We start from the raw sequence: 13,300 nt of genomic DNA on the forward strand, positions 1-13,300 counted from the left end.
TTATTCGGGCTTGAGGCCGAGGCGGTCGGCCAGCGCCTTCCAGCGCGCGGTGTCGGTGGCCATGATGCTGGCGAATTGCTGCGGCGTCGACATCACCGGCTCGACATCGAGCGCGCGCATCTTGGCGCGACCGGGATCGGCGAGGAAGCCTTGTGCCAGGATCTTCTGGATGCGCTCGGCGATCTCCGGCGGCAGGCCGGCCGGCGCCACGACGCCGTACCAGAACACGTCCTCGAAGTTCGTCACGCCCTGGCTGTCGAAGGTCGGCACGTCGGGCACCGCCGCCGATGGCCGCGTCACCGCGAAGCCGGTCAGCCGCTTCTCGCGGACCAGGCCGGCTGAGCCCGAGGGATTGTCGAGCATCACCGCGACCGTGCCGTTCATCAGATCGGGATAGACCTGGGCCGCGCCCTTGTAGGGCGTGTCGATCATCTTGAGGCCGGTCACCAGCTCGAACTGCTGGGTCAGCAGGTAGCCCAGCGTCGAGGGGCCGAGCGAGGCGCAGGGCACCTTGCCGGGCTGCGCCTTGATGTTGGCGATCAGCGTCGGCAGGTCCTTGGCATTGGCCGACGGGCCGCCGATCAGGATGTAGGCGGTGGTGCCGAGTTGCGTGACGGCGGTGAACGATTTCACCGGATCGTAGGGCAGGTCCTTGCGGAACACCGGCGCGGCGGCGTGGCTCGACGAGGTCGCGATGCCCAGCGTGTAGCCGTCGGGCGCCGCCTTGGCGACGATGTCGCTGCCGATCGTGCCGCCGGCGCCGGGCTTGTTCTCGACCACGACCGCGACGCCCAGCGCCTCGGAGAGGCGCTGCATCGCGAGGCGCCCGGTCGAATCGGTACCGCCGCCCGGCGGCAGCGCGACGACACAGCGAATGGGACGGCTGGGCCAGGTATCGGCGCGCACGACCGCGGGCGCCGCCAGCGCCGCAGAGGCGCCGGCAAGAATTGCACGACGAGTGTGTTTGATCATGGACACGTTTGATCACGTGTCCTGCGATGCTTCAATTAGCGCGGGGACATCCCCGCGCATGAGCGGGGTCATCCCCGCGCATGAGCGCTAATGGTAGCGGCGATAGATTCCTGCCAGGCGGCCCTGGATCTTCACGCGGTCGGGTCCGAAGATCCGAGTCTCGTAGGCGGCGTTCGCCGGCTCGAGTGCGATAGACGCACCCTTCTTGCGAAGACGCTTGAGCGTCGCCTCGGCATCGTCGACCAGTGCCACGACGATCTCGCCCGATTCGGCCGAGTCGGCGCTTTTGATGATCGCGATGTCGCCGTTGAGAATGCCGGCTTCGACCATCGAATCGCCCTGCACCTCGAGGCAGTAGTGCGCGCCGGAGCCGAGCAGGGACACTGGCACGTCGACCGTCGTGGAGTTGTCGCGCAGCGCCTCGATCGGCGTGCCGGCGGCGATCCGGCCGTAGAGCGGCAGGCTAAGCGCCTGCGCCTCGTTGGCGGCCTGGATGGCGCCGGCCAGCGGCAGCTTCTCGCCGCGTACGATCTGCGGCACGAAGGCTTCGCGGCTCTCGGCCATTCCGCGGCGCGAGTCGAGCAGGGGCGTGACGTTGGGGGCCGGCAGGGCGGCAGCGTCGGGCAGCTTCAGGACCTGCAGCGCGCGCGCCCGATGGGGCAGGCGGCGCAGGAAGCCGCGCTCCTCCAGCCCGGTGATCAGGCGATGGATGCCGGACTTGGACTTGAGCCGGAGCGCCTCCTTCATCTCGTCGAAGGACGGCGAGACGCCGGCCTCGTTGAGGCGCATGTTGATGAACAGAAGCAGTTCGTTTTGCTTGCGGGTTAGCACCGTCTTCTCCCCGAAATGCCTACCAGATTCCGGAACAAATCCTGAAACCCGGCACATGTTCTAGTTTAGTTCCGGGGAATCGTCAAGTTATCCCAGGGAATGTGGGGATTCAGGCGGTTGCTTCTACATTCATGATATGTGCAATAGCACGGCGTGAGATTTCACATTCGCGGTTCTCTGGTGCGTTCGGGGAGGCGGTTGCTGCCCAAGGGTGTGCAGCGGTCGCTGCTGCTCGCCTGGGGCGTCAACCGGCCCTATGGACACCTTCCGGGCCTGGCGAGCCGGCGGTGCCTGGAGACCGAGATCCTGCCGCGGATGCGTGACCGCTGCAGGTCGGTCCTGTTCGTCGGCACGGCGTCCTACACCTGGCACTACGAGAGGCTGTTCCCCGCCGACCGCTACACCACCCTCGACGTCGCCCCTCGCGTGGCCGTGTGGGGAGCACGCCGCCATATTATGGCGCCGGTCCAGGAGCTCACCCGTCACCGCCCGGCGGGCTTCTTCGACGGCGTGGTCTTGAACGGCGTCCTGGGCTTCGGCATCGACACGCCCGAGCAGATGCGCCGCACCTTCGACGAGCTGCACCGGATACTGCCGCCACAGGGCCTGCTGGTCGTCGGCTGGAACACCGGCCGCCACGAGGATCCGGAAGAGCTCAGCCTCTATGACGGGTTCGAGCGATCGGGCGACCGCCGCACTTTCCCGGGCGAGACGCACGTCTACGACCTCCTGGTCAGTACCCGCCCGGCACTGCCGACAGGTCGATGATCTGCACCGCGTCGCCGGCCTTGCGGGCGGGATCGTGCGGCGGCCGGATCATCAGCGCATTGCACCACGACAGCACCGACAGCATGGAGCTGTCCTGGATCTTGTGCGGCTCGACGACCAGCGTGCCGTCCGCCTGCCGCCGGGCCAGCGAGCGGACATAGTCCTCGCGCTGGTCGTTCTCCTTCACGCCGACGGCGAGGCGGGCGGTGACGGTGGCGGGCAGGGCGCCGGCCTGGCCGGTCATGCGCTCCATCGCGGGTTTCAGGAACAGCAGCGCGCAGACCATGGTCGAGACCGGATTGCCCGGGAAGCCGATCACCCGCGCGCGGTCCCTGGCGGCGAACATCAGCGGCTTGCCGGGGCGCATGGCGATGCGCCAGAAATCCATGCCGAAGCCCTGTGCCTTGAGCGAATCCTGCACCAGGTCATGGTCGCCGACCGACGCGCCGCCCAGGGTGATCAGCACGTCATGCTGCGCGCCCGCGAGGATCGCCTGTCCGGTGGCCTCGCGCTCGTCGCGCACGATGTCGAACAGCGTCGGATCGCCGCCCCAGGCGCGCACCAGCGCCGCCACCGCGACGCCGGACGAGGAGATGATCTGGTTGCGGCCGATCGGCTCGCCCGGCAGCACCAGCTCGTTGCCCGTCGACAGGATCGCCACCCGCGGTTTGCGGAACACCGACAGCCACGGCAGGTTCATCGACGCCAGCAGCGCGACGTCGCGCGTGGTCAGCGTATGGCCGGCCGGGAAGGGCGCATCGCCGGCGCTGAAGTCGAGGCCGGCCTTGCGGATGTGCCGGCCGATCTTCGGCGCTTCGAGGATGGTGACCTTCCTGGCCTCGGCCTTGGTGTCTTCCTGGATGACGATCGAATCGGCGCCCATCGGCAGCGGACCGCCGGTGAAGATGCGCACCGTCTCGCCGGGTTTCAGCGCCTGGTCGTACGAGCCGCCGGCCGGTGCCTCGCCGACCAGCGTCAGCGTGGTCGGCGCCGCGGGCACGTCCTCCGCACGCACGGCGTAGCCGTCCATCGCCGACAGATCGGCCGGCGGCTGGGTCAGCCGCGCCTTGGGCGCACTCGCCAGCACGCGGCCGGCCGCATCGGCGATCGATACCGTTTCGGCGGGCAGGGGCGAGAAGGCCGCGATCACCCGCGCATGCGCCTCGGCGACGGAGAGCATCTTAGCCGGCATTGAAGGTCCCCGACTTGCCGCCCGACTTGTGCAGCAGCTTCACCTCTTCGATCACCATGCCGCGATCGACCGCCTTGCACATGTCGTAGACGGTGAGCGCCGCGACCGAGGCCGCGGTCAGCGCCTCCATCTCGACGCCGGTCTTGCCCTTGAGCTTGCAGGTCGCCTCGATGTCGACGGCGTTGCGCTTCTCGTCGAGCGCGAGGGTCACCTGCACCGACGACAGCGCCAGCGGATGACACAGCGGGATCAGGTCCGCCGTCTTCTTGGCCGCCATGATACCGGCGAGCTGTGCCACCGCGAGCACGTCGCCCTTGGCTGCTTTCTTGTCGCGGATCAGCGCGAGCGTCGCCGGCTGCATGACGATGCTGGCCTTCGCGGTCGCCACCCGTTCGGTGACGTCCTTGTCGCCGACATCGACCATGCGGGCATTGCCTCGCTCGTCGAAGTGGGTGAGATCGCTCATGCCTTCACCAGGATCTCGCGTACCGCCGCCTCGACGTCGGGCTTGCGCATGAAGCTCTCGCCGATCAGGAACGCCGACGCGCCGACCTTGGCCATGCGCGCGAGATCGGCCGGCGAGCCGAGGCCGCTCTCGGCGACCAGCACACGATCCTTCGGCACCTTGGGCGCCAGTGCCTCGGTGGTCGCGAGATCGACGGCCAGCGTCTTGAGGTTGCGGTTGTTGACGCCGATCAGGTCGCTGTCGATGGCGAGCGCACGCTCGAGCTCGTCGCCGTCATGCACCTCGACCAGCACGTCCATGCCGTAGAGATGGCTGAGCCGCGCCAGCTCGGCCGCGAGCTGGTCGTCGAGGCAGGCCATGATCAGCAGGATGCAGTCGGCGCCCAGCGCCCGCGCCTCGGCGATCTGGTACGGATCGATCATGAAATCCTTGCGCAGCGCCGGCATCTTGGTCGCGCCGCGCGCCTGGCCGAGGAACTCGTCCTTGCCCTGGAAGTAGGGCTCGTCGGTCAGCACCGACAGGCAGGTCGCGCCGCCGCGTTCGTAGGCCTTGGCCAGCGACAGCGGATCGAAGTCCGGCCGGATCAGGCCCTTGCTGGGCGAGGCCTTCTTGATCTCGGCGATCAGGCCGTAGCGGCCCGAGGCAATGGTCGCCTTCAGCGCCTTCGCGAAGCCGCGCGGCGGCTCGGCGGCCTCGGCGCGCGTCTCGCATTCGGCCTGGGAGCAGACGGCCTTGCGCGCGGCGACGTGCCTGCGCTTGTCGTCGACGATCTTCGCCAATGTATCGCTCACGGCGTGTCGCTCATGCGCAGATCCTCACCAGGGTTTCGAGCGCCTTCCGGGCCTTGCCGCCGTCGATCGAGGCGACGGCCATCTCCGCGCCTTGCTTGAGGTCGGACGCCTTGCCCGCGACCATCAGCGCGGCGGCGCTGTTCAGCACCACGATATCGCGGAAGGCATCGCGATGTCCCGCCAGCACGGCGCGGATCGCGTCCGCGTTGTGCGCCGGATCGCCGCCCTTGAGCGCGGCCATGTTCGCGCGCGGCACGCCGACATCCTCGGGCGCGATCTCGATCTCGGTCACCTTGCCGTTCTCGAGCGAGGCCGCCCAGCTCGTGGTCGTGGTGGTGAGCTCGTCCATGCCGTCCTGTCCGTGTACAACCAGCGCGCGCTCGAGCCCGAGCTGGCCCAGCGCCTCGGCCACCGGCCTCAGCCAGCGGCGATCGAACACGCCGACGAGCTGACGCTTGACCAGGGCCGGGTTCGACATCGGCCCCAGCAAATTGAAGATGGTGCGCGAGGGCGAGAGTTCCACCCGGGGGCCGGCGACGTTGCGCATGGCGCTGTGATGCCGCGGCGCCATCAGGAAGCAGACGCCCGCCACCATCAGCGCCTTCTCCAGCGTCTCGATCGGCAGGTCGAGATTGATGCCCAGCGCGCCCAGCACGTCGGCCGCGCCCGACTTGGAAGTGAAGGCGCGGTTGCCGTGCTTGGCCACCGGCACGCCTGCGCCGGCCACGACCAGGGCCGAGCAGGAGGAGACGTTGTAGGTACCGTGATGGTCGCCGCCGGTGCCGACGATGTCGATCGCCCCGTCCGGCGCGTGCACCCGCTGGACCTTGGCGCGCAGCACCTTGGCGCCGCCGGCGAGCTCCTCGGCCGTCTCGCCGCGCACCTTGAGCGCCATCAGGAAGGCGCCCATCTGGGCCGGTGTGGCGTCGCCCGAGGTCATGATGTCGAACGCCCGCTCGGCCTCGCCGATCGAGAGGCTCGCGCCGTTGCCGACCTTGGCCAGAAGGCCGCGAAAATCGTCGATGTCGCCGCTCAAACCTTGAATCCCCGGGTTATTTTGCCCCTTGCCGGCCGGGCGGCGGGGCGCGTAGCTATATCACATGGCTGAAGAACTGATCCTCAAAGTGACCGGCATGGACTGCGACGGCTGCGTCAAGGCCGTCACCCGCGCCGCGACCGGCGCCGGCACCGCGCCGATCTCCGTCGACCTCAAGAGCGGCGAGATGCGGCTCCCCAGGGAAGCCGACGTCGCCGCCATTACCCGGGCGATCCAGCGCGCAGGCTTCGGCGTCGCGCCGTAGACCTTTGATTTGATTGAGCTCCTCACCCTGAGGAGAGCCCTGAAAGGCCGCGCGTCCGGGGCAACGACGCCGAATCCGGCGGACTCCCGGACGCCTCCGATGCCGATTCCATAAGGGTTTTCTGCACGAATCCGGGAATCCGGCCCCCACCCCCAGGGCCGGACGGTTCCGGACGCTCCGGACGAGAGAGTGCAATTACTTGGAGGCTGGAGTCGCGGCCACTAATCGATTTTGACGCCGGCCGCTTGGATGACGCCGCGCCACTTGGCGATCTCGGCCTCAATGTAGGCGGCGAACGCCTGGCGCGATTCGCCGGCCGGCACGAACGACAGGCCTTTCAGCTTCTCGACCACCTCGGGCTCCTCGAGGATGCGCTGCATCTCGGCGTTGAGCCGGTCGAGGATCGGTCCCGGCACGTGTGCCGGCGCCGACAAGCCGATCCAGCCGACCGCGACGATGCCCGGCACGCCCTGCTCGATGATGGTCGGCAGGTCCGGGAGATAGGGCGATCGTTTGTCGTCGGCGATGCCGATCGCCTTCGCCTTGCCGCTGCGCACCGGCCCGACCGCGCCGGGGATCGCGTCGGACATGATCTGGATGTCGCCGCTCTGCAGCGCGAGGTAGGCGTCGGCGTTGCCCTTGAACGGCACGTGGGTGAGCTTGATGCCGGCGGCGGCGCGCAACTGCTCGACCGCGAGATGGCTCGCCGAGCCGTTGCCGGACGAGCCGTAGTTCAGGTCGCCGGTCTTGGCCTTGGCGATCAGGTCCTGCACCGAGGTGATGCCGCTCTTCAGGCTCGCCATCAGCACCTGCGGCGTCAGCCCGACATTGATGATCGGCGCGAAATCCTTCAACGGGTCATACGGCAGCTTCGGGTACAGCGCCGGCGCGATGCCGTGGGTCGAGATCGTCACCATCAGCAGCGTGTAGCCGTCGGGCGTCGCCTTGGCGGCGGTATCGCTGCCGATCGTGCCGGCCGCGCCCGGCCGGTTCTCGACGATCACCTGCTGCCCGAGCGCCTTGCCGAGTTGCTCGGCCGTCACACGCGCCAGGATGTCGGTCGACTGGCCGGCGGGGAACGGCACGATGATGCGCAGCGGCTTGGTCGGCCACGTCTGAGCACGCGCGGAAAAGGCGAGGAAGAATGGCAGGCCGGCAATGAGGCGGCGGGAGAGTTTCATCGGATGTCCCGCAGTCCGATGACTACGCCGCTTTCTTCTTCTGCTGAGTCGGATGCTCGCCGGCGATCTTGAGGAAGTTCTCGAGGATCTTGTGGCCGTGCTCCGAGGCGATGCTCTCGGGATGGAATTGCACGCCGTGGATCGGCAGCGTCTTGTGGCGCAGCCCCATGATGATGTCGCCGGTCCCTGGAGTTTTAGTGAGGGCCGTGACCTCGAGCTCGCCCGGCAGGCTCCGGGGATCGACGATCAGCGAATGGTAGCGGGTCGCCTCGAACGGCGAGGGCACGTCCTCGAACACGCTCTGGCCCTTGTGCTGGATGCCGCTCAGCTTGCCGTGCATCGGCACCGGTGCGCGCACCACCTTGCCGCCGAACACCTGGCCGATCGCCTGGTGGCCGAGGCAGACGCCGAACAGCGGCACCTGCGCCTTGGCCGCAGCCTCGATCAGGTCCATGCAGATGCCGGCTTCGTTGGGCGTGCAGGGGCCCGGCGACAACACGATGCCGTCGGGCTTCAGCGCCATCGCCTCGTCGACCGTGATCTGGTCGTTGCGATGCACGGTGCAGCGCGCGCCCAGATCGCCCAGAAAGTGCACGAGGTTGTAGGTGAAGCTGTCGTAATTATCGATCAGAAGCAACATGGGCACATTTTCGCCGTTTCAGGCGTAGAAAGAAAGCCTGATGGAATTTGCGATACCGCGGCTGGGCCTCGCGCAGGCGCGGCGAATTCTCCTGCTGCAGGGCCGGCTGCGCTCCCACGAGCCGACGCAGATTCTCGTCTGCGCGGTGTTCGGCGGGCTGATCGGTGCCCTGACCATCGGCCTGCACGAGCTGATCGATACCGCCCACCACCTGATCTTCAACATCCAGGGCGTGCATACCCTCAGCACCGGCATCAGCGTCGACCCCCAGCGGGTGATGATCGTGCCGGCGATCGGCGGGCTGGTCCTGGGCATCTCCGTCTACCTCATGCGCCGCTATTGGCCGGTCGACGTGGTCGACCCGATCGAGGCCAATGCCCTGCACGGTGGGCGCATGTCGATGAAGGACAGCCTGCGCCTGCTGATCGCCACCATCTGGTCCAACGCCTCGGGGGTCGCGGTCGGCATGGAGGCCGGCTACAGCCAGCTCGGCGCTGCCGTCCTCGCCAAGGTCGGCCAGTACTTCCGCCTGCGCCGCGAGGACCAGCGCATCTTCGTCGCCGCCGGGGCGGGGGCCGCGATCGCCGCCGCCTTCAACGCGCCCTTGGCCGGCGCCTTCTACGGCTACGAGCTGATCCTGGGCGGCTATTCGGTGCGCGCGCTGGCGCCGATCGCCGCCGCGTCGATGGCGGCGACGCTCGCCCAGCGGACGATCGCCCCGCCGTCGCCGCTGTTCTGGGTCGGGCCGTTCCCGCCGATCCCGCCGTGGTTCTACCTGGTGATCGTGGTGCTGGGGGCCGTCGCGGCGGGCTACAGCGTGCTCGCCATGCAGTCCGTCACCTGGACCGAGCGCTTGTTGCGCCGCCTCCCCCTGCCGCAATGGCTGCGGCCGGCGATCGGCGGAATCCTCGTGACGGCGGTCGCGCTCGTCGTGCCGCAGGTGCTGGGCGGCGGCCACGGCGCGATCCAGGGCCTGTTCGACCACAATCCCGGCCTGCTGATGCTGGGGGTGCTGGTGGTCGGCAAGGTGCTGGCCTCGGCGCTGTCGCTGGGCTCGGGCTTCCGCGGCGGCATGTTCAGCTCCTCGCTGCTGCTGGGCTGCGTGTTCGGCGCCGTCTTCGGCCAAGGCCTGGCCCTGCTGGTGCCGAGCGTGGCCGGCCAGGTGCCGATGCTGATGCTGGTCGGCATGGCGTCGGTGGCGGCGGCGGTGATCGGCTCGCCGCTCACCATGGCGTTCCTGGTGCTGGAGGGCACCGACAACTTTCCGGTGACGGTCGGCGTCATGGTCGGCGTGGTGATCGCCTCGACCATCGTGCGGCTCTCCTTCGGCTACTCCTTCTCGACCTGGCGCTTCCACCAGCGTGGCATCGGCATCCGCGGCGCGCACGACATCGGCTGGCTGGCCGACCTCACGGTCAGCCGCCTGATGCGCGCCGATCCCAAGATCGAGCCGGCGACCACGCCGCTCGCCGAGCTGCGCGAGAAATACCCGCCCGGCAGCATCACGCGCGTGTTCGTGGTGTCGGAGGAGGGCGACTTCATGGGCTCGCTCGACATCGCCGCGCTGCACGACGAGAAGCGGACCGAGACCGCCGCCAGCACCGCCCGCGACTTCGCCCGCGAGGCCGACCTGCACCTGCTGCCCTACGAGAACGTGCGCACCGCGCTCGCCCGCTTCGAGGAGAAGGAGATCGAGACCTTGCCGGTGCTCGAATCGCCCACAGACAAAAAAGTGATCGGCTATCTCACCGAGCAATATGCGCTGCGCCGCTACAACCAGGAGCTCGAGCGCCGCCGCGGCGCCGATCTCGGGCAGCGAGACCTCTTCTCGATCGCCGAGCCGCCGCGCTAAACTGCCTGCATGAACCGCGTCCTCGCCTGTCTCGCCCTCGCTGCCGTTCTTGCGGCACCCGCCTGGGCCGAGGTCAGGTGCTCCGAAGACCTCGAGGCGGTCGACAGCGGCGCCGCATCGCGCATGACCGCGCAGGACTTCGCCCGCGAGGTCCTGGCGAAAGAGGCGGACTTCGCCAAGGCGCTCGCCAACTTCGGCTACAAGACCGAGGCGGTGGTCGAGACGCTCGACGGCGACACGGTCGACGGCGCGTTCCGCCAGGTCTCGACGCTCGGCTTCGACGCCAACGGTCCGAGGCGCGAGGTCGCCGACGGCGCGGTCGACACGTTGACGCGGATCAAGTTCGCCGACCGCGACCTCGACACGCTGCGCGACGCCTTCACCCTGACGGCGGACCGCGTCGCCACCGGCGATATCGTCTATTCCGGCCGCCAGCGCACCGGCCAGTTCAACGCCTCGCTGTTCGACATCCTGCCGCGCGATCCGTCGGCCGATGTGCGCGGCTTCCAGGGCCGCGTCTGGGTGAGGGGGCGCGAGGATTCCATCATGCGGCTGTGCGGCCGCAGCGCCTATACGCCGATCGCGCCGATGCGCTTCCTCGTGGTCCGCGAGCTGGTCGCCGAGCAGTACTGGTTCCCGGTGCTGATCCGCGCCGACGAGGATGCCCGGATCGGCAAGGTGACCGTGCATGTGCGCCTGACGGTGACGTACTCGGACTACAAGGCGCGCTGAACCGAGATGGTCGTCGAACCCCTGGTTGTAGCGCTGCTGCTGGCAGCGGCGCTGATGCATGCGACCTGGAACGCGCTGCTCAAGGCCGACCGCTCCGACCGCCTCGCCACCTTCGGCGTGATCATGACCACCGGCACGCTGATGGGCGTGATCGCCGTGCCGTTCCTGCCCAAGGTCGAGTACGCGGCGTGGAAGTACCTCGCGGCGTCGGTGATCATCCACGTCGCCTATTACACGTTCCTGCTGAAGGCCTATTCCTACGGCGATCTCAGCCACACCTATCCGATCGCGCGCGGGCTCGGGCCGTTGCTCGTGGCGATGGTCTCCGGCCAGATGATCGGCGAGCATCTGCGCGTCCAGGACATCGCCGGCGTCGTGCTGCTGAGCGCCGGGCTCGTGGCTCTGGCCTTGCCGCTCAAGGGCGTCGTCGCTGCGCCGGGCGGGCGCCACGGCCTGGCGACGCTGTTCGCCGTTCTGACCGGCATCACCATCGCCGCCTACATCATCGCCGATGGAATGGGCGTGCGGTCGGCCGGGCCGGACTTCCAGCATCGGCTGGCCTACATCGCCTGGCTGTGCGTTCTGGAAGGGCCATGGCTGCTGGTGCTGGCGATCGTCCTGCGGCCGCAGACCGTGTGGTCGCATCTGCGGCGCACCTGGTGGCGCGGCGTGATCGGCGGCGTGATCGCCAACACCGGCTACGGCATCGCGATCTATGCCCTGGTGCTGGGGCCGATGGCTCATGTCGCGGCGCTGCGCGAGACCTCGGTGCTGTTCGGCGCGCTGATGGGCACCCTGCTGCTCAGCGAGCCGTTCGGCCGGCGCCGCGTGGTCGCCGCGGCGGTGATCGTGTGCGGGCTGGTGCTGATGAACGGGCCGAAGCTCTTCTAGGCCGTAAACTCATAAATTGCGGTGACCGGGATGGGCGGGGAAAGCGGACTGACGGCTTTGGGATGAGGTTTTACCTAACGGGCCGCTGAAAAAACCCTCGTTTGTGAGGTCGGATCGTGATTCGCTGAGCCTGCAAGGGCGGGCAGGCAATGCGAGGGTCTGACGAACAAACGGGCAGCTTGCTCAGCTATGTGAGCTGCGAGGCTCGCGTGCCGCCAGGGCATCCGCTGCGGCTGATCGGGCAGTGGTTGATGAGGCGCTGGACGCTCTTTCGCTAGAATTCGACCAGCTTTATGCGCGTGTCGGCCGCCCGGGCATCGCGCCCGAAAAGTGCTGCGGGCGCTGCCGCTGCAGGCAGCTCTCTACTCGATCCGCTCGGAATGGCAACTGATGGAGCAACTGGATTACAACCCGCTGCCAGCACGTTCAGCAAGAATCGCGACCGGGTCGATTGACACGCCCGACGACCTGCGCAATTGGCCTGAGCCGCCGCGCCGGCAGCGCGAGTTCGCTAGACTTGTTCGCTCACTCCAGCAGTAGGACACCACCATGAGCATTCGCGTCGGCATTGTCGGGATCAGCGGTTTTGGCGGCGGCGAGGCAATGCGCCTGGTCGCGAGCCACCCGTCTTTCGAGCTAATCTACGCCGCGGGCGAGGGCAGCGCCGGCAGCCGTTTGGTGGACCGCTTCCCCGGTGTGCCGGCCAAGCTGGCCGAGCTGGTGATTGAGAAGTGGGACCCTGTGACCCTGCCGAAGCTCGACGTGCTGTTCGCGTCGCTGCCCACGGGCGCCTCGGCGGAGGCGCTGGCGCGCGTCCCCAAGGACGTGAAGATCGTCGACATCGGCGGCGACCACCGCTACGTCGAGGGTTGGGCGTACGGCCTGGCCGACGTCTGGCCAGCCCAGATCGAGGGTCAGATCCGCGTTGCCAACCCCGGCTGCTACCCCGCGGCGACGCTGAACGCGCTGGCGCCGCTGCTGGTCAACAAGCTGATCGAGCCTGGCAACATCGTGATCGACGTCAAGACCGGCATCTCCGGTGCCGGCCGGGGTGGCGCCGACAGCAAGTTCGGCTACGCCGAGAGCAACGAGAACTTGGTGCCCTACGGTCTGCTCAAGCACGTCCACATGCCCGAGATTGCCAAGACAATCGAGCGGCTGAGTGGCGGCAGCGCGGCCGGGCTGGTGTTCACGCCACACTTGGTGCCGATGACCCGCGGCGTACTCGCCACCATTTACTGCCGCGGCCGCGCCACCACGGGCCAGTGCTTGGACGCGGCCCGGAGCTTCTACGCCGGGCGGGCGTTCGTCCGCGTGACCGACAAGCCGCCGCAGACCAAATGGGCTACCGGCTCGAACCTTGCGTTCGTCAGCTATGCGGCCGATCCAGAGCGCAACTTGGTGATCGCGATGGGCGTGGTCGACAATCTCGGCAAGGGAGCGGCCGGTCAGGCGGTGCAGAATGCGAACCTGATCTGCGGCCTGCCAGAAACCGCGGGGCTGGACGGCGCACCTGTTTGGCCATGAGATCTTTTGCGAGTCAGTGTTGTCCGCCGTTTGCTTGTCCGAAGTTGAAATTGACCCCATTTCACGGACTGTACCGCCCCGGGTTTCGAGGAGGCTGGTTGACTTTGAGTCAGGCCGGCATGGCCTGCATCGGGTTGTTTGCCGACTGTCGGCCTT

The 13,300-nt window shown here is 68.1% G+C and carries 14 protein-coding genes and 1 pseudogene; 7 read left to right on the top strand and 8 right to left on the bottom strand.

Annotated elements, in window-relative coordinates:
• Both J0J01_RS10015 and lexA read right to left on the bottom strand, forming a co-directional pair.
• Complete coding sequence (locus J0J01_RS10015; protein WP_296380134.1) at positions 1-972, bottom strand: tripartite tricarboxylate transporter substrate-binding protein; 972 nt, start codon at positions 970-972, stop codon at positions 1-3.
• A gap of 87 nt (positions 973-1,059) precedes the next feature.
• Positions 1,060-1,803, bottom strand: a complete 744-nt coding sequence (gene lexA, locus J0J01_RS10020; RefSeq protein WP_296380136.1) for a transcriptional repressor LexA — start codon at positions 1,801-1,803, stop codon at positions 1,060-1,062.
• A 198-nt stretch (positions 1,804-2,001) separates the two neighbouring features.
• Between lexA and J0J01_RS10025 the strand changes: the two genes are divergently transcribed.
• Positions 2,002-2,571, top strand: coding sequence for a class I SAM-dependent methyltransferase (locus J0J01_RS10025; protein ID WP_296380137.1), 570 nt, complete (start codon positions 2,002-2,004; stop codon positions 2,569-2,571).
• On the opposite strand, the gene glp is transcribed toward J0J01_RS10025, so the two are convergent.
• The 4 genes from glp to trpD are packed head-to-tail and all read right to left on the bottom strand — an operon-like array spanning position 2,537 to position 6,044.
• The gene (glp, locus tag J0J01_RS10030) at positions 2,537-3,763 is read right to left on the bottom strand and encodes a gephyrin-like molybdotransferase Glp (protein WP_296380139.1); all 1,227 of its coding nucleotides are present in this window, start codon (positions 3,761-3,763) and stop codon (positions 2,537-2,539) included. The two genes, J0J01_RS10025 and glp, sit on opposite strands and share 35 nt — an antisense overlap.
• Positions 3,753-4,229, bottom strand: coding sequence for a cyclic pyranopterin monophosphate synthase MoaC (gene moaC, locus J0J01_RS10035; RefSeq protein ID WP_296380141.1), 477 nt, complete (start codon positions 4,227-4,229; stop codon positions 3,753-3,755). The genes glp and moaC overlap by 11 nt, the downstream gene beginning before the upstream one ends.
• Complete coding sequence (gene trpC, locus J0J01_RS10040) at positions 4,226-5,020, bottom strand: indole-3-glycerol phosphate synthase TrpC (RefSeq protein ID WP_296380143.1); 795 nt, start codon at positions 5,018-5,020, stop codon at positions 4,226-4,228. Before trpC ends, moaC begins: the two co-directional genes overlap by 4 nt.
• Before the next feature lie 10 nt (positions 5,021-5,030).
• Entirely contained in the window at positions 5,031-6,044 is a 1,014-nt protein-coding gene (trpD, locus tag J0J01_RS10045) for an anthranilate phosphoribosyltransferase (RefSeq protein ID WP_296380215.1), read from the bottom strand.
• 76 nt (positions 6,045-6,120) lie between these two features.
• Between trpD and J0J01_RS10050 the strand changes: the two genes are divergently transcribed.
• Positions 6,121-6,321 (top strand): heavy metal-associated domain-containing protein, encoded by a 201-nt coding sequence (locus J0J01_RS10050; protein WP_296380144.1) that lies wholly within the window; start codon positions 6,121-6,123, stop codon positions 6,319-6,321.
• Positions 6,322-6,542: 221 nt separating this feature from the next.
• On the opposite strand, the gene J0J01_RS10055 is transcribed toward J0J01_RS10050, so the two are convergent.
• The gene (locus J0J01_RS10055) at positions 6,543-7,502 is read right to left on the bottom strand and encodes a tripartite tricarboxylate transporter substrate binding protein (RefSeq protein WP_296380146.1); all 960 of its coding nucleotides are present in this window, start codon (positions 7,500-7,502) and stop codon (positions 6,543-6,545) included.
• 22 nt (positions 7,503-7,524) lie between these two features.
• Positions 7,525-8,142 carry an aminodeoxychorismate/anthranilate synthase component II gene (locus J0J01_RS10060; protein ID WP_296380148.1) on the bottom strand — a complete coding sequence of 206 codons (618 nt, stop codon included), beginning with the start codon at positions 8,140-8,142 and terminating at the stop codon, positions 7,525-7,527.
• A gap of 40 nt (positions 8,143-8,182) precedes the next feature.
• Here J0J01_RS10060 and J0J01_RS10065 point away from each other — a divergent pair, with 40 nt between their 5' ends.
• The 5 genes and pseudogenes from J0J01_RS10065 (at position 8,183) to argC (ending at position 13,144) form a co-directional block, all read left to right on the top strand.
• Positions 8,183-9,994 (top strand): chloride channel protein, encoded by a 1,812-nt coding sequence (locus tag J0J01_RS10065; RefSeq protein ID WP_296380150.1) that lies wholly within the window; start codon positions 8,183-8,185, stop codon positions 9,992-9,994.
• Positions 9,995-10,003: 9 nt separating this feature from the next.
• A complete protein-coding gene (locus J0J01_RS10070; RefSeq protein ID WP_296380152.1) occupies positions 10,004-10,726 on the top strand; it encodes a hypothetical protein in 723 nt (240 codons plus the stop codon).
• Positions 10,727-10,732: 6 nt separating this feature from the next.
• Entirely contained in the window at positions 10,733-11,617 is an 885-nt protein-coding gene (locus tag J0J01_RS10075; protein WP_296380153.1) for an EamA family transporter, read from the top strand.
• A 149-nt stretch (positions 11,618-11,766) separates the two neighbouring features.
• A pseudogene (locus J0J01_RS10080) lies at positions 11,767-12,034 on the top strand (transposase); the annotation flags it as partial.
• Between the two features lie 132 nt (positions 12,035-12,166).
• The gene (argC, locus tag J0J01_RS10085) at positions 12,167-13,144 is read left to right on the top strand and encodes an N-acetyl-gamma-glutamyl-phosphate reductase (protein WP_296380155.1); all 978 of its coding nucleotides are present in this window, start codon (positions 12,167-12,169) and stop codon (positions 13,142-13,144) included.
• Positions 13,145-13,300: the final 156 nt, after the last annotated feature.

The sequence above is a fragment of the Reyranella sp. genome (assembly GCF_017305915.1).
Classification (GTDB): Bacteria; Pseudomonadota; Alphaproteobacteria; order Reyranellales; family Reyranellaceae; genus Reyranella.